Source organism: Candidatus Doudnabacteria bacterium (assembly GCA_037200925.1).
In the GTDB taxonomy this organism is placed as follows: domain Bacteria; phylum Patescibacteriota; class Doudnabacteria; order UBA920; family O2-02-FULL-48-8; genus JBDTSL01.
This window is the reverse complement of the sequence record JBBCGO010000001.1, coordinates 733,132-758,911: the sequence shown is the minus strand read 5'-3', so window position 1 is coordinate 758,911 and position 25,780 is coordinate 733,132. Positions and strand designations below refer to the sequence as shown.

At 47.6% G+C, this 25,780-nt stretch carries 31 protein-coding genes and 1 rRNA gene; 13 read left to right on the top strand and 19 right to left on the bottom strand.

Features of this window, described 5'->3' with window-relative positions; genetic code table 11:
* Window positions 1–194: 194 nt before the first annotated feature.
* The 7 genes from WDN47_04370 to WDN47_04340 form a co-directional block, all read right to left on the bottom strand.
* A complete protein-coding gene (locus WDN47_04370) occupies window positions 195–545 on the bottom strand; it encodes a prepilin-type N-terminal cleavage/methylation domain-containing protein (GenBank protein MEJ0021781.1) in 351 nt (116 codons plus the stop codon).
* Window positions 546–695: 150 nt separating this feature from the next.
* Window positions 696–1,388: a phosphatase PAP2 family protein gene (locus WDN47_04365; GenBank protein MEJ0021780.1), complete on the bottom strand. Its 693-nt coding sequence runs from the start codon at window positions 1,386–1,388 to the stop codon at window positions 696–698.
* 380 nt (window positions 1,389–1,768) lie between these two features.
* Window positions 1,769–2,167 carry a hypothetical protein gene (locus WDN47_04360; protein ID MEJ0021779.1) on the bottom strand — a complete coding sequence of 133 codons (399 nt, stop codon included), beginning with the start codon at window positions 2,165–2,167 and terminating at the stop codon, window positions 1,769–1,771.
* 100 nt (window positions 2,168–2,267) lie between these two features.
* Entirely contained in the window at window positions 2,268–3,767 is a 1,500-nt protein-coding gene (locus WDN47_04355; protein ID MEJ0021778.1) for an MFS transporter, read from the bottom strand.
* A 281-nt stretch (window positions 3,768–4,048) separates the two neighbouring features.
* Entirely contained in the window at window positions 4,049–4,345 is a 297-nt protein-coding gene (locus WDN47_04350; protein MEJ0021777.1) for a hypothetical protein, read from the bottom strand.
* 13 nt (window positions 4,346–4,358) lie between these two features.
* Window positions 4,359–5,015 (bottom strand): NAD(P)H-dependent oxidoreductase, encoded by a 657-nt coding sequence (locus WDN47_04345; protein ID MEJ0021776.1) that lies wholly within the window; start codon window positions 5,013–5,015, stop codon window positions 4,359–4,361.
* Between the two features lie 13 nt (window positions 5,016–5,028).
* Window positions 5,029–5,394 (bottom strand): hypothetical protein, encoded by a 366-nt coding sequence (locus WDN47_04340; protein ID MEJ0021775.1) that lies wholly within the window; start codon window positions 5,392–5,394, stop codon window positions 5,029–5,031.
* An 84-nt stretch (window positions 5,395–5,478) separates the two neighbouring features.
* Between WDN47_04340 and WDN47_04335 the strand changes: the two genes are divergently transcribed.
* Window positions 5,479–5,703 carry a helix-turn-helix domain-containing protein gene (locus WDN47_04335; protein ID MEJ0021774.1) on the top strand — a complete coding sequence of 75 codons (225 nt, stop codon included), beginning with the start codon at window positions 5,479–5,481 and terminating at the stop codon, window positions 5,701–5,703.
* Window positions 5,704–5,759: 56 nt separating this feature from the next.
* Here WDN47_04335 and WDN47_04330 read toward each other — a convergent pair whose 3' ends face one another.
* The 3 genes from WDN47_04330 to WDN47_04320 all read right to left on the bottom strand — a co-directional run bounded on the left by WDN47_04330 (window position 5,760) and on the right by WDN47_04320 (window position 7,631).
* On the bottom strand, window positions 5,760–6,179 hold the full coding sequence (locus WDN47_04330) for a PPC domain-containing DNA-binding protein (protein MEJ0021773.1): 420 nt from the start codon (window positions 6,177–6,179) through the stop codon (window positions 5,760–5,762).
* Window positions 6,179–6,529, bottom strand: a complete 351-nt coding sequence (locus tag WDN47_04325; GenBank protein ID MEJ0021772.1) for a DUF4260 domain-containing protein — start codon at window positions 6,527–6,529, stop codon at window positions 6,179–6,181. The genes WDN47_04330 and WDN47_04325 overlap by 1 nt, the downstream gene beginning before the upstream one ends.
* A gap of 358 nt (window positions 6,530–6,887) precedes the next feature.
* Window positions 6,888–7,631 (bottom strand): hypothetical protein, encoded by a 744-nt coding sequence (locus WDN47_04320; protein MEJ0021771.1) that lies wholly within the window; start codon window positions 7,629–7,631, stop codon window positions 6,888–6,890.
* A 226-nt stretch (window positions 7,632–7,857) separates the two neighbouring features.
* Here WDN47_04320 and WDN47_04315 point away from each other — a divergent pair, with 226 nt between their 5' ends.
* Window positions 7,858–8,271, top strand: coding sequence for a hypothetical protein (locus tag WDN47_04315; GenBank protein MEJ0021770.1), 414 nt, complete (start codon window positions 7,858–7,860; stop codon window positions 8,269–8,271).
* Between the two features lie 83 nt (window positions 8,272–8,354).
* On the opposite strand, the gene WDN47_04310 is transcribed toward WDN47_04315, so the two are convergent.
* Window positions 8,355–8,948 (bottom strand): interleukin-like EMT inducer domain-containing protein, encoded by a 594-nt coding sequence (locus WDN47_04310; GenBank protein ID MEJ0021769.1) that lies wholly within the window; start codon window positions 8,946–8,948, stop codon window positions 8,355–8,357.
* Between the two features lie 155 nt (window positions 8,949–9,103).
* On the opposite strand from WDN47_04310, the gene WDN47_04305 reads away from it, so the two are divergent.
* Together WDN47_04305 and WDN47_04300 are read left to right on the top strand one after the other, a co-directional pair.
* On the top strand, window positions 9,104–9,883 hold the full coding sequence (locus WDN47_04305; GenBank protein ID MEJ0021768.1) for a hypothetical protein: 780 nt from the start codon (window positions 9,104–9,106) through the stop codon (window positions 9,881–9,883).
* A gap of 178 nt (window positions 9,884–10,061) precedes the next feature.
* Window positions 10,062–10,871, top strand: coding sequence for a hypothetical protein (locus tag WDN47_04300; GenBank protein MEJ0021767.1), 810 nt, complete (start codon window positions 10,062–10,064; stop codon window positions 10,869–10,871).
* Between the two features lie 123 nt (window positions 10,872–10,994).
* Here the strand turns inward: WDN47_04300 and WDN47_04295 are convergent, their stop codons facing one another.
* Entirely contained in the window at window positions 10,995–11,297 is a 303-nt protein-coding gene (locus WDN47_04295) for a hypothetical protein (GenBank protein MEJ0021766.1), read from the bottom strand.
* 281 nt (window positions 11,298–11,578) lie between these two features.
* Window positions 11,579–13,037: ribosomal RNA gene (locus tag WDN47_04290) — 16S ribosomal RNA — on the bottom strand.
* A gap of 546 nt (window positions 13,038–13,583) precedes the next feature.
* Here WDN47_04290 and WDN47_04285 point away from each other — a divergent pair.
* The 9 genes from WDN47_04285 to WDN47_04245 all read left to right on the top strand — a co-directional run bounded on the left by WDN47_04285 (window position 13,584) and on the right by WDN47_04245 (window position 17,455).
* Window positions 13,584–14,015 carry a hypothetical protein gene (locus WDN47_04285; protein MEJ0021765.1) on the top strand — a complete coding sequence of 144 codons (432 nt, stop codon included), beginning with the start codon at window positions 13,584–13,586 and terminating at the stop codon, window positions 14,013–14,015.
* Between the two features lie 174 nt (window positions 14,016–14,189).
* On the top strand, window positions 14,190–14,528 hold the full coding sequence (locus WDN47_04280) for a response regulator (GenBank protein MEJ0021764.1): 339 nt from the start codon (window positions 14,190–14,192) through the stop codon (window positions 14,526–14,528).
* A 15-nt stretch (window positions 14,529–14,543) separates the two neighbouring features.
* A complete protein-coding gene (locus tag WDN47_04275) occupies window positions 14,544–14,705 on the top strand; it encodes a hypothetical protein (protein ID MEJ0021763.1) in 162 nt (53 codons plus the stop codon).
* A gap of 28 nt (window positions 14,706–14,733) precedes the next feature.
* Entirely contained in the window at window positions 14,734–15,006 is a 273-nt protein-coding gene (locus WDN47_04270) for a helix-turn-helix domain-containing protein (protein ID MEJ0021762.1), read from the top strand.
* Between the two features lie 202 nt (window positions 15,007–15,208).
* Window positions 15,209–15,625: a hypothetical protein gene (locus tag WDN47_04265; GenBank protein ID MEJ0021761.1), complete on the top strand. Its 417-nt coding sequence runs from the start codon at window positions 15,209–15,211 to the stop codon at window positions 15,623–15,625.
* A gap of 19 nt (window positions 15,626–15,644) precedes the next feature.
* Entirely contained in the window at window positions 15,645–16,073 is a 429-nt protein-coding gene (locus WDN47_04260) for a hypothetical protein (GenBank protein MEJ0021760.1), read from the top strand.
* Between the two features lie 436 nt (window positions 16,074–16,509).
* On the top strand, window positions 16,510–16,692 hold the full coding sequence (locus WDN47_04255) for a hypothetical protein (GenBank protein ID MEJ0021759.1): 183 nt from the start codon (window positions 16,510–16,512) through the stop codon (window positions 16,690–16,692).
* An 83-nt stretch (window positions 16,693–16,775) separates the two neighbouring features.
* Window positions 16,776–17,141 carry a hypothetical protein gene (locus WDN47_04250; protein MEJ0021758.1) on the top strand — a complete coding sequence of 122 codons (366 nt, stop codon included), beginning with the start codon at window positions 16,776–16,778 and terminating at the stop codon, window positions 17,139–17,141.
* Window positions 17,138–17,455, top strand: a complete 318-nt coding sequence (locus tag WDN47_04245) for a hypothetical protein (GenBank protein ID MEJ0021757.1) — start codon at window positions 17,138–17,140, stop codon at window positions 17,453–17,455. Before WDN47_04250 ends, WDN47_04245 begins: the two co-directional genes overlap by 4 nt.
* 43 nt (window positions 17,456–17,498) lie before the next feature.
* Here the strand turns inward: WDN47_04245 and WDN47_04240 are convergent, their stop codons facing one another.
* The 6 genes from WDN47_04240 to WDN47_04215 all read right to left on the bottom strand — a co-directional run bounded on the left by WDN47_04240 (window position 17,499) and on the right by WDN47_04215 (window position 25,780).
* The gene (locus WDN47_04240; GenBank protein MEJ0021756.1) at window positions 17,499–18,920 is read right to left on the bottom strand and encodes a cohesin domain-containing protein; all 1,422 of its coding nucleotides are present in this window, start codon (window positions 18,918–18,920) and stop codon (window positions 17,499–17,501) included.
* The gene (locus WDN47_04235) at window positions 18,920–19,891 is read right to left on the bottom strand and encodes a cohesin domain-containing protein (protein ID MEJ0021755.1); all 972 of its coding nucleotides are present in this window, start codon (window positions 19,889–19,891) and stop codon (window positions 18,920–18,922) included. Before WDN47_04235 ends, WDN47_04240 begins: the two co-directional genes overlap by 1 nt.
* A 7-nt stretch (window positions 19,892–19,898) precedes the next feature.
* Window positions 19,899–21,074 carry a hypothetical protein gene (locus tag WDN47_04230; protein ID MEJ0021754.1) on the bottom strand — a complete coding sequence of 392 codons (1,176 nt, stop codon included), beginning with the start codon at window positions 21,072–21,074 and terminating at the stop codon, window positions 19,899–19,901.
* Window positions 21,075–21,129: 55 nt separating this feature from the next.
* Window positions 21,130–22,473: a dockerin type I domain-containing protein gene (locus tag WDN47_04225; GenBank protein MEJ0021753.1), complete on the bottom strand. Its 1,344-nt coding sequence runs from the start codon at window positions 22,471–22,473 to the stop codon at window positions 21,130–21,132.
* 90 nt (window positions 22,474–22,563) lie between these two features.
* Window positions 22,564–23,109: a hypothetical protein gene (locus WDN47_04220; GenBank protein ID MEJ0021752.1), complete on the bottom strand. Its 546-nt coding sequence runs from the start codon at window positions 23,107–23,109 to the stop codon at window positions 22,564–22,566.
* A 79-nt stretch (window positions 23,110–23,188) separates the two neighbouring features.
* Window positions 23,189–25,780: an immunoglobulin-like domain-containing protein gene (locus WDN47_04215; GenBank protein MEJ0021751.1), complete on the bottom strand. Its 2,592-nt coding sequence runs from the start codon at window positions 25,778–25,780 to the stop codon at window positions 23,189–23,191.

The following is a 25,780-nucleotide window of genomic DNA, read 5'->3' as shown; positions in this document are numbered from 1 at the left end:
TATAGCAAATCAAAAACCATCCCGATTCAAGGATGGCTGTCGGCTGTAAATATTAATTAATGCCTGAGGGCCGGGCTGTACGGACACCCGGTGCATATCCGCCTGTGGTGGCACCTAAACAGAATGTGAGGGTGTAAGTTGCAGCTGTAGCCGCAGTATAAGTGTATTGATTCTGGGCCGTAGTACAGCTCCCGTCAAAAGGAGTAGGAGCAACAGCTTCTTTGGTCAGGATAAATCGTTCCGGTCGGAGCCGCGTTCCATCCACTGGTAGACCCGAGTCCCATACCTTCTATAACCGTAGCCGTTGCCGCAACAGGGTAGCCGTTTTGGTCATTGTAATAAATTTCCAAAGCCGTTATGGTCTGCCGCACGTCAGAAAGGCGTCTGGCGTCACGGGATTTTTGCCGACCAGAGTTCAGGGAAACCAGCACGATGGAAGCCAAAATGCCGATGATGGCGATAACAACCAACAATTCGATCAGGGTAAAACCTAAGGGAATTACTTTATTCAAGGTAAAACCTGAGGTTATCACTCTATTTTTCATATTTTGTTTCTTTTCTACTTATAATCTTATATTCAATATTACCAAATCGCGAAAAATTTATCAAATTCTGCCATGGCGCTGCCGGCCATGAATCGATATAAAGATTTCAAGCCCGCCGCCGGCACTTTATATTTATCTTTCATATTTTATTTATTTCGAGACCGGTCGGGCTATTGTTGAACTTCGGTGCAAAAAACTTTTGCCGACAACCATCCCGATCACAGTGCCGATGATGGCCCCGGCCACAAAATCAGAGAACCAATGGATGCTGATAGACACTCCCACACCGATAAAAAACGCATAAAGCAGAGCTAAATATTTAACTGTTTTATTTTTCGGATACAGCATGATCAAAGCCACTGCAGTTGCAAAAGCAATTGCCGAATGCGAAGAGGGCCAGCCCCAAAAAACTCCTCCCCGCAAAAATCCGAATCTGAACACTTTGCTGATGTCGATGCTATCCAAAAATTGCGGCGGATACATTCGCCCGGTCAAGGCTTTATAAAAAGATGAGACAAATGAAGCCAGAATCGCGGCCTGCCCTAATGCAAAAGCAGCATTCAGTTTTTCCGGATCTTTCTTGATCCTGCCGTCAATAAACAGAAATCCCGGAACCAGGATCGGCAGAATACTTCCGAGGACAGCCGCGGAAAACGAAAAAGTATAGAGGAAGGTGTGCCTGAAAAACTGAAAATAAGCCCAATCGAATCCTGTGACGGCAAGAATATACGTTAAGACCATGGCCAATATCTGCCAGGAAAAATTATAGCCGGAAAAACACCGGACAAGATTCTTCGGGAGTTTATAAAATAAATTCAAAAGGCTGTCTGGCTCAAACTTCATAAATTAATTTTAGCATAATAAAAAAGGAACCGCTCGGGTTCCTTTCAAAAAATCAATTGGGTAGCTAAAAGCTGTGGCCAGAATGCCGATCATCGCCGCGCCGCCTGATCTTTTCCAGAATATCGGTGTGCGTAAAGTCGATGATCATCCGACGCGGATCCGGATTACCCCTGTTACGGTAAAAAAGATGGCGCACCGGCCATATAGTGAGGCTCCAAACCCGGACAGGAGCAATAAAAACCCATTCCCATGGCCAGGTTTTGACAGTCATAGATCCCTCCTTGAAGCACAATATTAGCAGTCTAGAAGTTTAATAACTAAAACGCAACTGAACCTGAATTGTTACAAAAAGAAAAGACCCATTTAAAAATGAGTCTTAGTTATCTGCGCTTCAATCTCAAGTAAGGGCTGACCTCTGACTCCTTCGTTTCAAAAAGAGCCAGCCCCACATAATTGAACTCGACGATCTCCAGGTTTGCGAGGTTTTTGAATTCCTCATAATCCGGATGCTTCATCGGAAACCTGATGATCTTTTTTTCCCGGTTACGGCCGGTTGTCGCAAGCTCCAGCCTGATCCCCCGGAATAGGAGAACTTTCTTTTCTTTGAGATGGTATCGTCCTTGCGCGAGGCCGCGGGCGTCATTCCGACCTTGGTTGGATATGGCCTGGTTCGACTGTGAATTTATCCTCAGCAACCTGAAGAGGGCGATGATGCAACCGACGGCTGCAAGCACGAGCGGAAAGAAAATATACCACGGGGTTTCCCGAATGAAGCGCATCACGTCCTCCTTAAATGACTCTAAAGCCTATCAAAAAAGCCCGAACAAGTCAATCGTTCGGGCAAACAAAAAAGTAGTATTTAAGGACCCTGATCGAACGTCAATAGATCAAGATCGCTGAAATAATACTGCTGATAAAAGCCAGTACAGCAGTAATAGCAAGGACTATGCGAAAACTGTCAACGAAAGATCGTTTGATCGCGGTTTTCGCCTCTAACTTTTCTTGCGGAGTAAAATTTTCCGCAACCTCAATGCCGCCCAGTCTGTCGGATTGCGCAAGGATCTGCTGTTTTTCCGAAACCGCCAGTGAAGTTTGTGCTATCCGATTCCTAAGACTGCTCCCAAAAAAAGAAATCGCCACTGCCCCCAAAACCGCGACAGCCAAAAGCGCCGCCACGCGTGCCACTGCATTGTTGACCCCTGAGGCTGAACCGGAAAAATGTTCCGGAACCATCAGAGCGCTTTTGGTCAAGGGAGCTATGACCACGGCCATGCCGAGGCCGAACAAAATCAAGCCCGGTAAAAACGCTTTAAAATAATCCGCCCCAACACCCGCGAAGATCATCCAGACAGTGCCGGCAGAAACCAGTAAAGGGCCTACGATCATAGGCAGCCTGGGACCGATCTTATCCGCCACTGTCCCGCCGAAACCGGACAGGAAAGTTATGATAAGTACGGCAGGCAGTAAGGCTAAGCCTGCCTTAAGCGGAGAAAAATCCTGCACCTGCTGCATATTTAAGACCACGAAGAATATAAGCGAGTTGAGGGCTCCGTATAAAAATAAAGTCGCCAAGTTAGCGCCCAAAACCAGTTTGGATCTGAATATCGCTGATGGAACTAACGGCTCGGCGGTTTTTCTTTCCACGAAAACAAACGCGATCAGACACGCCAATCCGCCAAGCAAACCTGCCAGGACAGATCGGTCCTGCCAAGTTTTGACAGGCCCTGTCATCAATCCGTAAGCTATCCCGAACAAGCCAAGCAGGATCAGCAGCGTCCCCCAAACATCCAATTTCCTTGATTCAGCATTTTTGGTCTCAGCCACGGCGTATACAGTCAAGGCCAATGCCAGAATGCCTAAAGGAAGATTGATATAAAAAATTGCCCGCCAGGACAGGGTTTGGACCAGCCAGCCGCCGATGAACGGGCCGATTGCGGCTATCCCGCCGGAAAAGCCTGACCACAAACCTATCGCCCGGCCTCTTCTGCTTTCAGGAAAACTAAGATTAATGATGGTCAAACTTCCCGGGATCATCATCGCAGCCCCAATCCCCTGCAAAGCCCTGAAAACCGCCAGCTGGATGATGCTTTGCGCCAAAGCGCACAGAATCGAAGCAAGAGTAAAAACAATGATCCCCAGAACAAAAACTTTTTTTCTGCCGTACCGGTCGGACAATGAGCCTGAAACCAAAAGCAATGATGCCAAAAGAAGCGGAAAGGCATTGACGACCCAAAGCATATTGTCAAAACTGGCGTGAAATTGGTTTTGAATGGCCGGGATAGCGATGTTCACAACACTGCTGTCCAAGAAAGCCATGCCGCTGGCAATAATGGCCGCAAATAAGATCAGCCACTCCTGTTTGCGTGAAATAGTTTCCATATAAATAGCTTATACTAAATTTTCAAAATTAAAAAGGAAAAAAAATATCTCAAATCAAAACCGTCCTGGTTCCTCAGGACGGTTTTCTTTTCTTAAACTATTGGATAACTGTGCAACCGCAGTCGCATGTTCCATCGGCCTTGCCGTGGACATGGTGACATGTGCCGCACACTTTATCGCCTTCGGGCATATTTTCGTCAGCCATAAAATTTTCCTTTCTAAAGATATTATAACAAAACTTTCCAAATAAAAAAGGAGCCCCAAGGCCGCTTTTTGGTCTCCTATAAATAACATTTGTCATCGATCTGTTTTCTGACGAACTCGCCAAGCGATACAACTTTCACATTCAGAAAATTATTGGCTGCATAGTGCCTGTCCATATACTCAAAGACAGGGAGCCAGCTCGCCCATTTTCTGTCGGTCATGGTCGGATCGTCCCGCAATTCCAGCAGCTTATGGAACAACAAGTCGTACTCCCGATCGGCTTGCTTCCAAAGCTTGAATTCCTGTTCGTCTTTCCTGCCCAGGAGCTTTGCGAAAAGCCAGCCGATCGCAAGGCCGATGATGGCCTGCTTCATAAATCCTCCTAAACTATTTCATCACCATCGGATGCTTTTTCAGAAGTTGCGCATAATAAACCAGATTGCGGGCCAGATTGTGCGCCATGTGCTTGGTGGCTTCATTGGCTAGCCGCTTTTCGCGATCCTTCGCCGGCGGCTGTCCCACTTCCCCGACCCAGTAAGCGCAGCACTCCGGAGGCAAAGTAAAATTCATCCAGGTCAGAACTTCCATGATCGCTCCCTGCACCGCCTGCGCCCCGTCTTCCGAACCGGTAATGCATATCCCCGCCACTTTATTCAATAAAGCCGATCTACCCGAAGCCGAATACTCTTCGTCCAAAGAATCCAATCTCTCAATTATCCTCTGCATTAGGCTGGAGCGTCCGCCCCACCAGATCGGCGTGGCAAAGATGACAATATCCGCAGCTTTAATTTTAGCCACGATCGAAGGCCACTCGTCGTCATCGCTTTCTTTATAATCCAAGCCCACAGGAATTCTCAGATCAGCCAGGCGGATGATCTCGGACTCCACTTTATGAGGCTTCATATTATCCAAAACCAGCTGCGCCAGTTCCTCGGTGTTTGATATCTCCTTGCCTTTATGTTTTAAAGAAGCATTCAGCACCAAAGCTTTCAACGGCATGTCTTCTATCATTTCGCATTCCTCTGACGGTTTTACTTTGTACATAAAATTTCCTTGTTTAATGACTGCCAGCTCTTATTATTTGATAAATATCGAAGACTACGGCCGAGTTTACCAGAATCGCGCCCGTAACCAACGCCGCATCATGGTAATAAATTCCTTTGACGAATATTATGCACTGCACCACAAAAACTGCGCTGGGCAGGATCAAAGATACATTTGTGGCGTTTTTCGCCCTGTGAATAATTGCTCCCTGTCGCCAATAGCCGCCGGCAACGAAAACATAACCAACAACCAAGATCAAACTCCATAATTTTTGGGCAGTCCAGAAAGCACTGTAACCGGAAAGGAATCTATACGCCAGGAAACTGCCGGCCAGAACGAACAGCGCACCGAACAAAATTTCCCAATACAATCTTTTCATGCATTTATTATATCAAATCAAAAAAATATGACTAATTCTTGATAAATCAAGCGCATGTGTTAATCTTTATTCAGGAGGAGCTCAATGGAGCGCAAAACAATTTCAATACCGAAAGCCTGTGAACTGGTCGGTGTCAGCCGGCGCACGATATACAACTGGATTGAGACCAATAAAGTCGAATATATGCGTATAGGCGACGGCACGATCCGCATCTTCATCGATTCGCTCTGGCGCGAAGCGGGTGACAAGATCAAGCCCGGCCCTGAACAGAATTTCATTCCCCCGCCAAAGGACATCCCTCCAAAATAATACAAACGGACCGCCGTGAGACGCCCGTTTTTTTATTGGATCAAGAAAATGCGAAGTCAATCCAAAAGCTTCAGGCCGGTTTCGGGGTTGAATTTACGGGTCATCGGCTGTCCGAATTTCGTCAGGAATATTTCGCAGGTCCCGGCTGTTTTCATGGACACAACATGCCCGCCCAATGCTTTCATGGTTTCGTCGGCAAAGCTGCCGTGCATGTGCACAGTCAGGTCATTCTCAAATTCTGCAATATTTCCGCTGACACCTGCTATCTCCAGATCCCGATCGAATTCCTGCTCCTGGTATTTTTTTGTCTCCAGATTATAGTAAGCAAGCTTCAAATAACTGCATGCGCCCAACCCGTAAAAAAAGACGGAAACGATTTTCTCCTGCTGACAAAATTGTTTGAGTGAAGAGATGACTTCCTCTCCCCTGTCAAACCTTAACACGTATTGATTGCCTTCGTGCAAAATAGTTTTCATTATTTCCCTATTTTTTCCAAATGAGTGTGAGTAAAAGAATCAGGATACTTAAGCCCAAAGCCTAAGATCCGATCCATGCTGCTGTGCGCGAACATGATCACTCCGGCAAGCTGCAGAATGCTGTTGCCGAAATAGATCCCCGATAAATATACGCTTATGGCCACGGCTCTGTGATGCAGGAGGTTATAAGTAAAAGCTCCGATCTTTGGATTTATCAGATACCCTATCATTCCGATATCCGGCGTCAGCAACAAAAGCGCGAACCACCACCAGGCAAAATGAAGCTGCGAGAACAGAAAGATGCCCAGACAAAACATTGCCAGTTCTTCTATTTTCAGGAGTTTATTCATGTTCTAACTATATAGCCGGAACAATAAAAGTGCAAAAGAAAAAACCGCCAACAGGCGGTTTTTGTCATTTTATTACTTTTTGTTTCTTCTCGCAGTTTATTTTTTACCCGGCCAGAGATGGCGCATGGCTTCATCAATCGCCCACAGAAGATAATGATTCCACATAAATCTGCCCTTTCCACTGTTAAATATAACCTCAAGTCGGGCGGACAGGCGGGTCAACAAGATATAGAATTTCCCATTTGCAATTGGACATATATGTTTATGGTATATACCCGGCCAAAGAAAATGTCAATGGTGAAAAAAATGAGCTCAAAATTATCCAGGCTCATAAAACAACCGCCTCCGGGCGATTGATTTATGCTATTCCTTGTTCTTTAAATTCTTCCAAAACTTGGCTCACTCCGTTGATCCAATTCGGACTCCCCGGCTGGACATAGAGGCCGATAAACTTTTCCGGAGCCACACCTTTGTAGTGGTCTTCCAGCAGTTTGTCAAAGTCCACTACCCACTCCGCGTAGCTTTTATACTTCCGCAGATTCGGTACGGACCCGCCAATGCCCGAGCAATTGAAATAATAACAATGCTTGCCGAAGTTGCTCTCCACAAACGAGATCGCCAGGATCAATTTCATGTTTTTGGCCGAGGCCAGCGCGGTCAAGGTCTGATCATCATCGGCAAACGGCGAATCTTTCTTCTCCAAATATGCCTGGAGTTGTTGTTTGCGTAAAGCCAGAGCTTTCGCCTGGAGTTTCTCTTCTTTATAATTTTCCCTTAAGAATTGTTCAAAAAAAGGCGAAGCAAAATCAATGAACTGTGCCTTAACCATGTCCGCGTGGTCAGCCAGATAAGTATATGTGGGACTTAGGGCAATCGGAGGTGATACATACAAAGCAAAAATTACTCCGACGGTAAATCCCGCAATCAGCAGACATATAGTTGCCAAGATCATGCGTTCCGCAAACCACGCCACGGTCTCAGAGTAGGCCGTTGGAATGCCTGTGAATTTCACAACTTCCCGAGCCATCCAAGTGCTCTTCTTGATGGTCTTGTGAATGTGACGAACTATTGGCGATTTTTTGTCAGGTTTTTTTGATTTCATTTTTGATCTTCTACGAGTTTAGTATAACAATTTTTTGACAAACAAAAAAGAGCCGTTCTCAAGACTCTTGATTAGCGGGACGAAAAGGTATACCTTGGAGTCGAAGGAGGACGCAATGAATCAAGGGCGTTCAATTAAGGATACTGTCCTCGATAAACTCTTCAATAACGCCTTATTTTTCATAGTTAGTATTCTGGCGCTGGTATTCGGACCCGTTCTTGTCCCCATGGCGATATTGGGTCTGCTAGTACACGCGTTCAACGACTGGGCTGAGGCCAAACCTCCAAAAACGGTCAGTCTTGTTCTTGAGTCTGTCAGCGATGATGGTAATGGTGTGGTGGTCTCGATCCGTCACATGCGAGAAAACGATTGGGTAGCCGGTAGCCGCGGAGAACCGGTATGGACATGGGGAGATGGCTTAGAGGAAGGAAGTTTTAACAGCGGCGTTATACCTCCCGGAGTCGAAGCGTCGGCTGCTCATGTTTTTGCACCCAGAGAAGGCCGGCGTAGCGTGTGCGCCACTATCCGAGAGAGAGGAGAGTGGTCAGAATGGAGGCGGCGCTGGATCAACCAAACGGTCATTACGCATACCTGTTTGCAGCTTCCTCCGCCAAAATTCAGCAAGCTAAGCGATTTCTAAGCGGCGTCACAGACGACCGCTTCTTTTTTTGCCAAAAAAAAGAGCCGACTTCACTGCATGTGAAAACGGCTGAACTTCGCAAACTACGGAAGTTGAAGGCTGAAAGTGCTTTTCGCATCCCCGATCGTAAGCAACTGCTCGTCTTTCTTGTCGCCGCCTTTGATGGCGATCATGCTCCAGGAATATCCGTAGCAATAATTTGAAATCATCGTCGACCCAAGCGCTCTCAAGCTGTCTATGAGATTCAGACTGCTACCGGAGTAAAAATCACAGGTATCCCAGTGATTGATCCCTGCTTCATCTCCGACGGCGATCAAGATCAGGCTTTTGTTCGGGATGGAGTCCAGATAGGCAGTGACCAGGCTTGGACTTACCGAGCCCCATGTATCGAAATTCTGTACCTGGCCTACCTGCTCACCAGTATTCAAATCGATCACGGCGATATTGAATCCCCTCCCACCGCCGGCACCCCCGGTCTTATGGTAGAAGGCAGTTCCGTTCTTACGGAACTCGGCGAAGGAAGACATTTTATTGCCTTCGGAAATGGCATCGAAGATCACGCTTTTGCTGATCGGCACAGAGTTCGTGGCCGTCTGCGTAGGCGCTGACACGGATGTAGTGTTGCTGCATGAAGCAGCCGCGAGAGCAGCGACGAGCAGGAAAACCCATTCCTTCACAATCACCCTCCTTAAGACAAACTTAACCGCGATTAGCGGTTTTTGTTTTCGTTTGAAGTATATTAACACAAACCGACCGAACAAAAAAAGAGCCGCCGAAGGTTCTTTACGAACCGCTTCCGAACATGTTAGGATTGATAGCCAAAGGAGGACATATGAAAAAACTGACTTTTGCAGCAATCGCAGTCTTTTCACTTCTAGCGTCGGTTGCGAATGCCCAGGACAACCCGGTGGCCAACCACGCACCCGCGGTGATTGTCGGTAGCACGTTCGGAGTTTCGTTTGGCTGGCGGGGTAACTCCGATTTCGCAAACATCCCCGAATCACTCCGGACGATCCCGGACTCTACCCAAACGTTCCCAGCTGACCATTTCATACAGGATTTGACCATGGGTACAGGCCAGCTCGGAATTTTCGTAAACATCAAAAACCGGGTGGAGTTGGCGGGCGGCTTCAATATGCTGATAACGGGCGGCAACAGCGATAAAAATATCGTCCAAGGGTGCTACTGCGAAGGTTCCACAGTCACATATTTCCAGATGCTCAACACTGGCGGATATTACGGCGAATATGTCGAGGGGTCTGTCCGCGCAATTGGGCCGGTCTGGCTACATGTTCAAGGACTGCTCAACAACAAAGACACCACCACGATAGATTTCAAACAGGGATTTAGTGCTTATGGTGGCGACGATACTCTACTCAAACAGACTATCGCCACACGCCGCGTACCGTACGGCATCCTGTTTGGAATCGGGCTTTGTGATTGTGACGAGGACAATGGCGTGGACGCGCGGCTGATGATCGGGTATATCCCATCTAGTACGACTCTCAATCCGCAATTCTCGGATATCCGATATACGGAAAATGTCAGAAAGCTGGCGGTTGGATTTTCGTTCAACTTTCGATTGTTTATCAACCACAAAGAAAAGTCCTGAATTAGGCTAAGCGGTTCGTCCCAGACGACCGCTTCTTTTTTTACGACGTCGCAAACTACGTAGTTAGATACGTAGTTTTGCAAAACAAAAAAGAGCCGACTTGTCCCGTTTGACGGGATCTTTAGGCTCTTGATTTCAATTCATTAAAATGATATGCTCTAATGTCCAAGGAGGACCTATGGAAAAATGGTCAAGTGCTCTGGTCGTCGCTCTCCTGATGATTGCGCCACCAGTTTCGGCCCAGCAAGATGAAGAAAAGAAAGTGGACCACCCGGAAGGTGTCACAATTGGTTTCAAAATGAAAGGCGGCCTGCAACCAGTCCTGTGGGCCAAAAACGTTTTCGGAAACTTTCCCGAAAACCTCACGACCTTTGTATTTGTCCAAGGTGGCTCCTTCAAAGACGATGGGGTCAACTTCACCCTTCGACCGACCTACCAAGTTCCTCTTCAGTTTGGACCTACTCTGAATTTCGGCAATCGGATTCAAATAGCAGCCGGACCTGCTTTTTCATTCAGATCAGGTACTTCTGATATCTACTGCGAAGGTGGCGGTGAGTGCGGTAGTTTTTACGACTACTTCGAGCTTTCGACAGCCGCTGCAAACATTGGAGTTTTTGCAGAAGCTTCCGTGAAAGTAGCTGGTCCAATCTGGTTTACAACTGAGGTGTCGTCGTATGGTCTCTGGCGGGACATCAATTTCAGCCAAGGACGCCACGCTCTCGACGATCTTAAGCCCAGTCTGCCGGAACAAACTATCGGCAGCTACCGAGTTCCTCTGATCGCTCTTGCCGGATTCAGATTCTGTGGAGATTGCGATAAGGATTCTCGGGCAGGCTATGGGTTTCTGGCCGGATTTTCGTACGGAGAAACCCGCATGGAACCAGGATATACCAATATCCAGTACTCCCAGAAACAAAAAGTGTTCATCTTCGAATTCTTCCTCGAAGAGAACATTTTCAACTGGGCCGGACGCAAAAGCGGATCGTGACCGCACAAAGCGGTCATTCCCGACGACCGCCATACCCCGTACTGACGCGTAGCGTCTAGTATCGGGGTTCTTTTTTTGGCAAAAAGAAAAGAGCCTTCGAATTACGAAGGCTCTGTGATTCGTCTAGCGGCGTTTGAGAACTCGGAGTTGCAAGATATTTTTCCGGAATTCTTTGCCTTCGGATTGCCCGATCGAACTTTCCCACCCACGCGCGCGTCGATAAGGATTGTATGTCAGATCCTGGAAAAATAGATTGCTCGTCGTGGCGTAAAACAGACCCGTTGCGCTATCGAACCAACGAGAGATGATGATGGCCTCAATGAGGTCGTTGCCTTCTTTCGGTTTCAACTCGTTCTCGCTTGTCGTAAACCGCACTAGAGAACCAACTGCCGGCATCGCTTTGGGAAAACGCGCATTGATTTTCATTCCATCCTCCTCAAAAAATCGAATATGATCCCGGGTTGCGAGACTAAACATAATACATCAGAATGGCCGAATTGTCAATACTATGCAATTTAAAAAGCCTCTGACCGAATGGCCACGAGGCTTTTATTTGTTTGCAAACAAATTATTGGGAATAAGTTTTTCGTCTTTTCACTTTGAAATCTTTTAGTATCGCTCCGACTTTAGGTCTGAGCAATCGACCATATACCGCTAGTAGCAAAAGATCGAAATCTCTGTACTACATGTTGCGGAATTCTCCTTAGAAAGGAGGTGATCCATCGACAGCTTCCGCTACCGATGCCTTGTTACGACTTCACCCCAGTCATGATTCTCACCTTATTCCTCAAAAGAGGCTTTCGGGCGTTAACCACTTCCATGGTGTGACGGGCGGTGTGTACAAAACCCGAGAACGTATTCACCGTGACGAGGCTGATTCACGGTTACTAGCGATTCCAGCTTCATGGGGGCGAGTTGCAGCCCCCAATCCGAACTGAGGATAGTTTTTGAGAGGATTTGCTCCACCTTACGGTATTGCGTCCCTTTGTTCCTATCCATTGTAGCACGTGTGTAGCCCAAAGCGTAAGAGCCACGCTGATTTGACGTCATCCCCACCTTCCTCCAGCTTAAACGCTGGCAGTCTAGTATGAAAATCAACATACTACGGGGGTTGCGCTCGTTCTCCCACTTAAGGGAACATCTCACGACACGAGCTGACGACAACCGTGCAGCACCTGTGTAGCACCCTCGAAGGTCACACGTTTCCGTGCGCTTGCAGCTACATGTCAAGCCTTGGTAAGGTTCCTCGCTTACCGTCGAATTAAACCACATGCTCCACCGCTTGTGCGGGTCCCCGTCAATTCCTTTGAGTTTTAGTCTTGCGACCGTACTCCCCAGGCGGAATACTTAACGCGTTAGCTACGGCTCGCACGAGGGTCGATACTCGCGCATGCCTAGTATTCATCGTTTACAGCGTGGACTACTGGGGTATCTAATCCCATTCGCTCCCCACGCTTTCGTCCTAGCAGTGTCAGGTGGCACCCAGTGCTCTGCCTTCGCTTTCGGTGTTCCGAACGATATCAACGCATTTCACTACTACACCGTTCGTTCCAAGCACCTCTTTGCCCCTCAAGTTTTACAGTATCTTAAGCAAACTCAGAAGTTAAGCTTCTGGCTTTTACCCAAGACTAATAAAACCACCTATCGGCACGCTTTACGCCCAATGATTCCGGATAACGCTTGAGGTCTCTGTATTACCGCTGCTGCTGGCACAGAGTTAGCAACCTCTTATTCTGCAGGTACCGTCAAAAATTCGTTCCTGCTAAAAGCGGTTTACGAACCGAAGTCCTTCTTCCCGCACGCGGCGTCGCTGGATCAGGCTTTCGCCCATTGTCCAAAATTCCAAACTGCTGCCTCCCGTAGGAGTCTGGGCCGTGTCGCAGTCCCAGTGTGGCGGATCAAGCTCTCGCTTCCGCTACCCGTCATAGCCTTGGTAAGCTTTTACCTTACCAACTAGCTGATGGGACGCGGGCCTTGCATTAAGCGATAAATCTTTAGCCTTGCGGCCACATAGAGTATTATCCTCCCTTTCGGAAGGTTATCCTCTACTTAATGGAAGTTCCCACGCGTTACTCACCCGTTCGCCAAGGGTCTAACCCTTTCGACTTGCATGTCTTAGGCACGCCGCCAGCGTTCATCCTGAGCCAGGATCAAACTCTTCATATAATTCTGTTGAGAGGATTTCTTGCGATACCTCTACCAGAAATTGTTGAGCTTGCTTCTTGTTCAGAAACAAACTGGCGCAATTATTTTTTTAAAAGGTCAATTACATAAACCTTTATAAATTCAAAGTTATTGACGTATTCTTATTCCCAATAAACTGCTTGCAAAGTCTATTGAGTGTACAATCTATTACTGTATTGATTTGTTAAGGTTCTTTAAAAACCTTTAAGCAAGTAAAAAACACGAGCTTCTTCGTGTTTCCTGATATCCCATATAAGCTTGCGGGATCAAAGAAATTGGCTCAAAAACGTGTAGTGTTTTTTAAGGCTCCTTTATTAGATTTTTAACGTACAAATATAATAGGGTTATTTACCAAGGTTGTCAAGCTGGCGGTACTTTTGTTCATAAGATGCCCTTGTTGGCTATACTAAAACGTTTAGTCAAATAGGTATCTTGACAATAACACTAAAATCTGCTATAATTATAAATTAGTAATGGGATGAGCCGCAGAAATACTGACCTTAACACGAGAATTTGTTTGGAGGATTTATGTCTCATAAAACAGACCAGATGACTACCCTGACCCCTCTCGCTCTTGAAATTGCAAAAGCTATCAAGCAATCACTTGCGGGTAAGACCATTCTCGAAGACAAGATCGTGTTCACTGCCCGGCATACCCGTCGCGGTTTGGTAGTGCAGCACAACGTCATTGTGAATCGCCAGTTCGACACTCGGCTCACGAAAGAAGATTGGCGAAAGATATTCAGTATCAAATGGAAGCCGAGAAAGTTGCTGGTTCTCAAGAAATTACGCGAGACCGACAACAAACCAATCAGTACCTGGTCTATACCGGAGCTTGTTGAGGAGACCCCTTTAGGGTACGACTCTTCAAAAGGGTACGACATCTTCTTCATCAGGAAAGGTCTTCCGTTCCGAATGCGTAAGCTCAAAGGTTGTCTTCAATTGGCGCAGGAACTATAAGAAGAGTTCAGCCAATAGCACCACAAGGCACTTGATGTTTTGCTTAAAACCTCTTAGTTCTGCAACAAAGCTAAGGGGTTTTCTTTTTGCCTGGAATCTGATATAGTTTAATGTCAGAACCGGCCCAAACTACGACTGAACACAGACCTGAACAATCGAAAGCGGAGGCTTTAGATGAAGATCCTGTATATCGAGGACCACGAACAACTGGCCAAGACAGTCCAAGGTTACTTGCAAGATCACGGCCACGAAGTCGTCTGGGCCGACAAGATCTCTCGTGCGCTCGAAGAAATGTCCAACGACCGGTTCGACGGCATCATCTGCGACGGCACGCTTGACCCGAAAAATCGCAACGACGGTTTCCGGTTCGTGCAGCAACTCCTGACGCAGGGGAAAAAAGTGGTGCTGTTCTCGACCATGCGGCCTGTGGACGTACCCGAAGGCATGCCATTCGTCTGGAAAAACTCTAAGGATGCACCAGACTTGCTGCTAGAAAAACTTCTGGCACTGTAGACGAAAGGAGGGACAATGGATGCTACCGACTTCCAAGTCTTATCCGGAGTGGCTATTCTCGCCCTGGCGGTTTTTGCACTCAGAAAGATCCAGCGGGTTACGCCCAAGAAAGACAAACGGCTGGTGATCGCCGCTCTCTTGCTGGCTACGATGCTGGCATACGCCGCGCTTATCTAAAACTTCCTTTAACGACAGGAGGAGCCGCATGAGCCACGGACTCGACGGAGGAGGACGGGAACCGCCTCCCGATAAAATTGATGAACCACCCTGCGGCAAACTGGTACACATTCCGCTCGCCGGCACTTCCCTCAAAGAGATAGAGCGCCAGGCGATCATCGAAGCGCTCAGGATGAGTGACTGGGTGCAAAAAGGCGCAGCCGAACTTCTTTCTATCAGCCCGCGTGTTATAAACTACAAGATGAAAATACTGGGTATAGGAAGATTTTTGGAGCAACGCCAAAAAACCTCCGATAGCTGACTGCCTGAGGTTTGCTTGAGCCCCAGGCAATTCAACCTCTTAGTTCTGCAACAGAACTGAGAGGTTTTCTTTTGTCCTTTTTTAAAAAAATGGGAACTGACCAATTGACATTGCGGACAAAAACTGATATATTCAAACGTCCGGAACCGACGCAAACCCGCCTGAAACTCTGACCTTACCAATCAAAAGATTTGGAGGACTTATGTCAGAAGGAACAGCGCCCGCCTGGCAGGTTCGTGATATGCAGAGGCAAAAACTTTTGGAAAAGCTCTTCGACAATATTTTGGAAGCAAACCAACCGGATGCGTGGATCATGGGGCTAGCTTCGTTTCTCGTAGCGCTCCTGTCTGCGAAAGAAGCAAGCGCCCAACCTGGCTTCACCGCGCGGCTGGATGAGGACATGCTTCATTTCTTTGATGCATACATAAGCACCGCTATCGAGCCGTTTGCACGCAGTCAAGAAGAAAAAGACGTGCTCTATTTGAGATTGGCGGAAAAACTGCTTGAATCCGGCGGCAGCAAGATCACGGCCGAGCTTTCAAAACAGGAGATGATGAACCCGAAACTTATCTTCGGCGTAGAGGACCGGACCGAAGAAATTCCAATCCCGGACGAATAACCCACAGGAAGAAGGACCGATGAAACGATTGCTGATGATGCTCATGGTGCTGACTGTAACGGCGAATGCGCTCGCTCAGGCACCGAAGCCGACGCTCTACATCGAACCCATGGAAGACGGCTTTGATACATACATCGCCGCCGCCATGCTGAAAAAGGAAGTCGCAGTGCAGGTGACGACCAAAGAAGAAGGCTCGACCTACACGCTAAAGGCGACGAAAGTAGAAATCAAATCTGAAAGCGGAGCCGGCAAGATCGCAAGGTGTCTGTTTGCCTATTGCGCCGGGATCGCAGATACGGGTTCCACTTCGGTCACTCTGGTCAGTAAAGACGGCATCGTGCTCTGGAGTTACTCCGTGAACAAAGGCCGGGGCGCGGCCAACCGCCAGTCAATGGCGGAGGCGATAGCTAAGCACTTGAACAACGATTACTTGAAGAAAAAAAAGTGATCAAACTCCTCTTAGTTCTGCAACAGAGCTGGGAGGATTTTTTTTGCTCAGTAGCAAACTCATTAGTATTTCTATGGATTGGCAAAACTTGCCAAACCTGCTATATTCAAATGTCCATAACATGGACCTGGCAGGAGGATAAGATGAAGAAACTCCTTGGGTACTTGATCGGGTACTCTCTCTATATTGCGGGCGAAGGGTACGACTGGTTGAGTCTCAGAGTGTCCTACCTAAAGAACCGGCGGCAAATACCCACGGATAAGGAGAGCGAGTGCAAGAGATCCCGCGCCGGAAACTTATCGGGTTATTCATAGCATTTTTTTTCTTCTACGCTCTCTTGAGTTACATGGTCATCAAGTTTCTTCCCGTTGAGTTCGGACTGCGAAACGCGCTAGGTATGCTACACTAGCGGCGAGCGAAAGTCTACGGAGGACGCATGAAAGTTTACGTGTCTCAAAAAGACACGCCAGGAGTTTGGATGCTGTTTGAAGTTGGCGACACAGTCGTTGTCAGCCTCACTACAGAAGCGCCTGATAGGAGCAAAGATCTCAAAATAAGTGTGCTGGAACTTGCAGGAAAAGTCGAAATCGCAGGTCCACACCAACTAATTTTCAGGTAAGCCTGCTCAAAACGCGGATTCCCGTAATCCGCGTTTTCTTTTTGCTTAAATCTGATATATTCTAAAGTCAGAAGGAGGAGCAAGTGGCCGCTCAAAGGGCGTATGAAAAAATTGTGACGGACCGGTTAACCGAGTCGGACTGGGCTGCAATTCTCTCTCTCAATCTCAGACCTCTCTTTTTAGCGTACTTAAAGGTCTTCAAAGATAATTCCAATCAGCCCATCAGCTACGACGAGGTCATAACCAGACTGCAATATCTCGGTGTCGTCCGATGGAGCCATGAGAAGATCTCCTTCAATCGGCTCTCCGAAGCTTTGAAGCACACAAACTCAGCTTACAGAATACGTGTTGTCAAAGGCGATGAACACCGTCACTATCTATACAAGGTAGTGGTCGTTAACCCGAACCAACCCCGCGAAAGAGATCGTTCGATCGGAGCCGGCAAATGAAAAAAGTTCTCATCGCAGGCATCAGGAAGACCAAGCTTGACCGCTTTCATACCTGGCTGCATGACGAGTATCAGGTTATGCGTGCGAGGGACGCGGATGAGCTCAAAAGATTCTGCAGCCGGCAAGATCTGATCGTCATCGATGAAATCGGCGATCGAGGCGGGATCGTAGTTAAAGACTTATCTTTGTCAGGCCAAACAATCCTCGTGACTACGCCGGTTCTGGCAGGAAACGGAATACCGGAGATCACATGGCCTTTCACAGAGCAGCAGTTCCTGGACAAGGTCCGCTCTCTGCTGGAAAATCAACCCTAAGGCGGGAGTCAAAACGCGAATCCTCTGGATCCGCGTTTTCTTTTTATTCTAAAATTTTGTCTTCTTTTTGTTTCGAAATTTTTCTGGAAAGTTTGCCTATCTTCTTATCCACGCTCTTGCGGGTTTTGTTCACGCTGACCGAAATATCTTTAGACGCTTGTTCTTCCTTATTAAATATTTCCTGGGTTGACCGCGCTGTCAGAGTCAAAAGCTTATTGTTGATCCTCTGCTTCAGTTGCTCCAAACTGTGATCGATCTCGGCTTGAATATCCGCGATCTCGTCAGATACAGCAGTCCGCTTTTTCTTCCGCTTGAATATCAGCCACAGGATCAGCGTTATTATCAGCAGGATCAGCAGATTGACGATCAGCAAAAGATATACAGGGAGCGTCCAGGTTTTTTGCAAAAATCCGCCCGCCACAGAGATCTGGATCGGCAGCTGGGCAGTTTGTTCGTTACCCGCTTTATCAAAAGCCAAAACCTTGATTAAATGCGCGCCCGGGGTTGCGATCTTATCAAAAGTATATGGCGAGTCAGCTTTATTTGCGATTGTCCGGTTATCAAGGACTATTTCATAATGATCAATGCCGGATGTTGCATCCATTGCCTCAAATATTATCGTGGGTGTTTGGGTCACATGATTAGCATCAGTTCCCCCGAGCAGTTTCACCTCAAAAGCCGGCGACGACGACGTATCAACCTGAATTTTATAATCCGTGGTCCGGCCAAACCCGGCAGATGCGGATTGCACCCGCGCTTTAATATGGAAATACCAAGTTCCGTCTGTTAAACCCGTGTATGATTTAGAAGTTGTGATAGTCGTGTCTAAAATATCATCCGGGACAGTATCAGGAATTTGATCCAGCACAAAACTATAACCAAAAACGCCGGCCGGCCGATCCCAGCTGAAAGTCGCATTGGGTTGGTTATACCAATCATCAGAAACCGGATCCGTGACGCTTGTTACTGTGACCGCGCCGGCTGGGAGCGATGCTGCTGTTATCGTAAATCGGCCGCCTGAGCTGGAAGTAAAAGCATTGGTGCCATTGCCGTCATTCAACAAAACTTTTCCTGAATCGATCGTAACAATTCCCGTGCCTGAAGCTTTGGCGCGGAACGTCATGGTGCCGAGTACGCCGGCAGTATCATTATATCCTGGAGTCGGTAATCCCCCGCCAAAATAAGCGGTGCCTGTTCCTTTGGCAGGCGAACCGGGTGCGGAGAGGAAAAAAGTTGAACCTTGTTTGACCGAGACCAGGTCCAGGGTGTCGGTGGAATAAGAGATCGTGGCTTCAGCAGTGTTGACCGCAGCTCCCTGCGTGTTGGTTTTTATGGAAACTGTAAAAGAAGAGCCTACTCCAAAACTTCCTGAGGAGGGGCTGGCATATAAAGTTGCAGCCAAAACCATCCGCGGCAAAACCGCGAAAGCAAATACGATTCCGAAAACAATTAATATTTTTTTCATCAACGCTTTTTCTTACTGCTCTTAGCCATAAACCAAATTAAAAATCCGGACAAGATCAGGATCAGCACAATCAGTGAATACAAAATATAGACCGGAACGGACACGGTGCTCTGAAAAAACCCGACGCTTGCCGAACCCGGTGCCGCTATCGGTGCCGGAGGAGTCAGCGATGCTGGATTTTGGGTATTAATTTGGATTTTAAAATTTGTAGTCGGTCCAAACCCGGCAGAAGAAGATTGCGTACGAGCCTTGATATGAAAATACCAGGTCCCGTCCGCTAAACCGGTGTATGTCTTGGTAGTGGTGACCGTCGTATCTAATGTATTGTCAGGGATCGTATCCGGAATTTGGTCCAGCGCAAAACTATAGCCAAAAACACCAGCCGGCCTATCCCAGTTCAGAATAACATCGCGGCTGCTGTACGAATTATCCTGCACCGGATGTGTACCGGATGTCACTGTTACGGTTAACGCGCCTGCCGGTGATGTTGAAGGGGTTGCGTAAGGCGCCGGTGCCGTAATATTAAACCGGCCGCCTGAACCGCCTGAAAAAGCATCAGTGCCATTGCCGTCATTCAATAAAACCTTGCCGGAACTGATAGTGACAGTCGCTGCCCCCGCTGCCTTGGCGCGGAATGTGGCGGTACCGAGAGTGCCCCCGCTACCATTGTAACCCGGTGAGGGCACTCCCCCGCCAAAATAAGCGGTGCCTGTTCCTTTGGCAGGCGAACCGGGTGCGGAGAGGAAAAAAGTTGAACCTTGTTTGACCGAGACCAGGTCCAGGGTGTCGGTGGAATAAGAGATCGTGGCTTCAGCAGTGTTGACCGCAGCTCCCTGCGTGTTGGTTTTTATGGAAACTGTAAAAGAAGAGCCTACTCCAAAACTTCCTGAGGAGGGAGTGGTGAATATGGTTGCGGCGTGAGAAATTTGGGGCAAAAACAAAAAAACCGCCAGAAAACCGAGGATTGTCATTCCGGATTTATGTTGAGATGTTATTTTCATTTCTTTTTGTTATGAATTTTGTGATTTGTTTTCGAAAACCCAGGGCAATTGCCGCAAGACCTATCAAAACTAAAATCCATTCAAATGCTTTTGTTGAAAGAAAACCGGGAAACGCAATGCTGGCATCTCGCATGTTCCCCGCTATATCTACGGCTTCAACCTGAACCGAATCGCCGACGAAAGGTTTTGACAATTTATAGGGACTTTGTGTTTCAATGGATCGGCCGAACAAACCAACTTGGACTTTATAATACGATATTCCCGAGATTTTGTCCACTGTGGAAAAACTTACAAATTTATTTCCGCCGAAGATCGTCGGATCTGAAGCGATGGCCGGACTGAAAGGTTCAGGTGGTGTGGCATCGATCTGGACCCGAAACACTGCCGCCTCGCTCCAATTAGCATCTCCTACTTTGGAATTCAATTTAAAGTAATAAATGCCGTCCGGCATGTTTGGGTACGAAATCTGCGCCGGCACATCCTGTTTTTTATCATCCGGAATAATATCTATGTTTGAACTGAAACTGTAACTGTAGTCTTCGCCCGTTTTGGGGGTAAATTTGATCACCACGTCACGATTTTTGTACCACGCATCGGGATCAGGATGGCTGGTTGAGGTGATTAGGATGGGTATAAAACCTTTAGGAAGGACATCGAACGTTTCGTTCTTAAATCTAAGCGGTTCATTGCTTCCTGATCCGTCATTCAACAAAACAACTGAAGAGGGATCCAGATTAATAAATCCGGCCCCCGCGGTTTTGGCCCGAAATACTGTCCTGAAAACCGGAATTTTGTTGCTGTTAATGCCGTTTGTGATCCCGCCCACCAGTTCAACATTGCCGTTTGAATTGTCAGCGGTCGGATCTTTTATCCAAAGACTGATCAGGCTGTTGCCTGCGGTGGCATTGGATACTTCCAACGTATCCTTGGAAAAATTCAGTTTCAGATCAAGGGAATTGATGGATTTGCCTTCGGAATCAAGATACCAATCCACTACAAACGTCTGGCCTTCGTAAACGTCCTGATTGGCAGCGCCGGAAAAGAGAACGGCTGCGTGAGCTCGAGAGCAGACGCTAAAAAACAAGATAAATAAAACCAAGCCAAGCATAATAGGCATTTGCGAGGAGCGCAGCGACGAAGCAATCTTAGACATGGAATAGATTGCTTCGCTTCGCTCGCAAATTCGATTTTTATTTTTTTTCTTCATATCAGCCAGACCAATCAAATAATAATATTGAAAAATCCGTCAGATCGACAACGCCGTCTTTCTTAATATCGGCTCTGGGATTTGACGGGTTGGTCTGCTGCCAAAAGAACAGCAAGATTGAAAAATCTACCAAGTTGACCTTGCCGTCGCAGTTAAGGTCTGACCGGCCGCAGGTGCCGGGAGTGATTGGCACGGAAGTATCGCCTACCTGAAAGTCCACGGTATTGCTGTAAACCGAAAGTAAATTGTCCTTGGCTGACTGTGAACGGGTGGTGTGCGCACCTTGGTCGAGTACGGCTGTATTGAAGGCCTGAAACCAGGCGCCGCTTTGGGCCGCGGTAACCTTAGTTATGACCGGGGCAGAATTCACGAATACCGAAACTTGCGAGGTCGGCGCGGTATAGCCGAAAATATTCAGAGTATCGCCGAGCTTCACAACACTTTTATCCGTGCCGATGCTGGGGCCCAAAAAAATATTATCAACCGTAGTGCTGACGCCATTGGTCAACGCTTGTATGAAACTGGTGGTAGAGGTCCGCACTCCCTTTACATCCTCCGCATAAAGAGTAAACGAATAAATGCCTGTGCCAAGGCCGCTTATGGTTATGCTGAATCCCGCTGCCGGATCAGCAGTGCTCGTGGCGGCCACGGCCCCGTCACGCAAAACAAATACAGAAGCTCCGGGTGACGCCAAACCTTTCAGGACAATACTCGCGGTACCGGACGGTGGAGGGGGTGGTGACCCGCCTCCGCCTCCTCCCCCACCACCTCCACCCGGCGTTTGATAAGGAGTAGCGTAAGGAGTCGGATAAGTTGCTCCCACGGGTGTGGCTGATGCTTCGTTGGAAAACACCAACAGCAAACCGCCGGCTGATTTGGCTTTGATCTTGAAAAAATACGGCGTGCCGTTGGCCAAGCCCGTTTTGGAAAAACTTGTAACATTGCCTACGTCGGTAAAAACATAGGAACCGGACACGGTCCCAACACCGACTTCATATGAAGAAACCGCGATCCCCAAAAACGTTGCCGGCACGGTCCAGCTCAAATCAATCAAGCCGTCTCCCGCGGTCGCGGTTAACGTATTGGCATTGACTTTGAAAAAATATTGAAACCCGCTCCAGACCTGAAAACTGCCGGATGAAGATCTACCGATGGCGGTTTGGGAGGAAGATTGCCCCAGACCAAAATTAGCGGATGACGACGAAGCACTGCCTGTATCAATTACCGGATTGGTCACGGTGAAATTGGCGGAAGAATAATCTGTAGCTTGTGCTAGATTTATGGATAAAATCAGCAGTCCGCCTATAGTAAACAGGACGACAATATTTGTTTCTTTCAGTTTCATTTTCTTAAGCAAAGTATAGCAAAATAAAACCCTGGCTCATACCTGGGTTTTATTCTATTTATTTCTTACTGTTTGCTATTTCTTCTATTTTTATTTCTTTGGGGTTTGGGTTGCGGGTGCGGAGGTTTTTGAAGCGTCAGTTGAAGCGCCGGATACGGCACTTGGAGCCGCGGCAGTATTGCCGATATTGATCGGCGCTACTTCCACGATCTTATTAGCGACAGGATCGTATAGGATGGCTTTCTTGGCATTGGTGTAGATCAAAACCTTATCGCCCATTTTGGCGGAAGCAAAGAACGGCTGATCCGCAAGTTTGCTCGGATCGGTTACGGTCGCCAGCGTTGGCTGTTCATCGGTCGGCAAAACTATCAATTTGCCAATTGCACTGATAGTGGCATTAGTTTCATCAGCAGCCACCTTGTTTGGGTCTTTCTTAATATCCGTCAACTGCTTATAAAAAAATCCTGCGGTTCCAACTGCTCCTAAAAGCAGTAAGACTGCCAAAGTCATTACGGCTTTGGTTGTCCAGTTCGCCCAGCGCCAGCGATTAACACCGCCTGGTATCGGCTCGCTCGGAGCCGGAGTTGGTGTAGGAGTGCTTCCACCTGCTGGTGGAGTATCTATTTCATTTGGCATTTGTTTCGTTTATATTAATTTCTTGTACCCAAATGATAACAAATATTATTTCAAATGGCAAGTCAACCGTTCCCGGTTCTTATTTCAAAACTTCCTTATCATTGTTTTCCGGCTGTGTAGGTTCGGGAGTTATTTTTGGTGCTGGGAGCGGAGTAGGCTCTGGGGTGGGGGTCTGGATCGGCGGCTTATCGATCTGATTATTGCCGGTGCTTGTATGATCCCCTGACGCTGTGGGTTGTTCGGGATTATTACGCCCGACGAGTGCAGTTGGGGCAGAACTAATCGCGGTGCTGTCTATTTGCTGATCCTGTTTAACAACCGGGCTACCCCTGCGTTTCCTTATAAACAAGAAAACAAGCGAAGCCAAAATTATCCCGAGGATCACATTCAGTATAATAATACCTGATGAATTACTTAGCATAAGAGGACCCGATCCCGTACTGGGTAAAGCTGGGACTGATTCGGCTACATTGATCGTTCGGGTAACTTCGGTCGCAGGGTTGTCGGCAGCGTCTGTGGCGTTGTAGTGAATTATATAAGTACCGGCTGTAGATGTGTCCACAGTCCCGCTGACCACAACTGCAACCGAGCTATCGACATCATCTGTTGCGGTAGCACCTTGTTCTATATATGTGTCGCCGACATTTAGATTAATCGTTGGATCGCCAATAAGTATGATGACCGGTGCTGTGGTGTCTGGCGAGGTAGTTGGAGTTGGGGTGGGCTCGGGAATAGGGGTAGGTACCGGAACAGAAATATTGGTGTTGGTAATCGTACATGTCTTGTCGTCGCCAACCGACAGCGTAATATTGCCGGTCGAATCACAATCCCCGCTAAAGCTTTGTACATAAGCGATGTTGGCATCTTCGCTTATTACAACCGTGCCGGGAGAGAGAGAATAAGAAGTTCCGGGCGTCGCAGCCCCGACTGCCGGGCTCCCCGGCACATCCACATCGGCATTCTTTACGTGGATATTAAAGTCGGATGCAACCGCCGTGCTGTCGCTGCTATTAACCACGAGTTTGATTACATGAAGTGTTGCCAAAACTGTACCCGTCCCAGGTGGCGGTACTATCGGTACTGAAGAAATTTGAGTGTTGGTGATGGTACATGTCTTATTGTCGCCAGCCAGCAACGTCACATTGCCACCAGCATCACAATCCCCGCTGAAGCTTTGCGTGTATAGGGCATTCGCATCCTCACTGACAGCATACGCGCCTGCAGAAAGTGTATACAAAGTTCCGGGTGCTGCAACTCCGACCGCAGGACTTCCCACAACATCCCCACCTGCATTCTTTACGTGGATATTAAAGTCAGAAGAAGTTGCGATGCCGTCACTTCCATTAACTACGAGCTTAATGACATGAAGAGCAGCCGGTGTCGTGTTTGCAGATATTTGATTGTTGGTGATGGTACATGTCTTGTCATCCCCTGCCACCAGAGTAATGCTGCCGGTTATATCACAATTACCGCTAAAGCTTGGCGTATAAGAAGTGTTGGCATCTTCGCTGACGTTGTATATGCCGACAGCGAGTGAATATAAAGATCCCGGCGCAGCTGTTCCGACTGTCGGGCTTCCTGCGACATCCGCTCCGGCATTCTTGACGTGAATATTAAAGTCGGAAGCAACTGCCGTGCCGCCGCTACTGTTATTAACCTGTTTAATGACGTGCAGGGTGGCCGTTGTTGTCACCGGCGGACCGAAAGTGTTGGTGATGGTACATGTCTTGTCATCCCCTGCCACCAGAGTAATGCCGCCGGTCAAATCACAATCCCCGCTGAAGCTTTGGGTGTAAAGAGCATTTGCATCCTCACTGACAGCATAGGTGCCGGCAGAAAGTGTATATAAAGTTCCCGGTAATACTGCCGTTCCGGATGCAGGACTTGCTGCAACATCCGCACCGGCATTCTTGACGTGAACCATAAAGTCAGAAGGAACGGCCGTACCGTCGGTCCCGTTCTCAACGAGCGTAATTATATGAAAAGTTATCGCATTGTCATCTACAAGTTGTATAGAAGTTTGACTGATGAAATGTCGATTGGCAATACACTGATCTAAGCTAAGATCCGAACACGTAAATTGGTGATTATCATTAACATATTCTACTACTACAATTTTATGAAAAGAAGGGTCAGGAGTCCAATAATTTGAAAACGGTTGATCACCGGTAGTTGTATCTTCTGCAAAAAAATTATACTTGGGTGAAGCCGTGGTACCGACGGCAGGACAAGCCACGGTCGGACACAATGCATAAAAAGCAATATTTGTATTACCGTTCTTGAAACGAGGATGAACCGGTATCGTCGCCTGGTCTTTCTTTCTAAATATTGTCTTGCCGAGCAATTGTGGTGTCGTATCGGTGATCGGTCTCGCAAATGCTTGTCTAGTTGCAAGTGGTATTACAATAGCTGGTGTCGTACCGGCAGATGTTCCTGCAGCCGGAGTGTTTACATCAGGTGTTACTGCGGTGGGAGTTCCTTCAACCGGCGTTTCTATCGTTCCGGTTGAAGGGAATTTAGGCGTCGGAAATACTGAGCCAAACAACTTGGTTACAGTAGTTGCCGTTTTATTCAAATTGAGATGAGGCAACGCAAGAAAATAAAATCCGACTCCGAATATTCCTGCAGAAATAACTGCTATTAATATTAATTTGGTTTTTCTCTCCGTCAT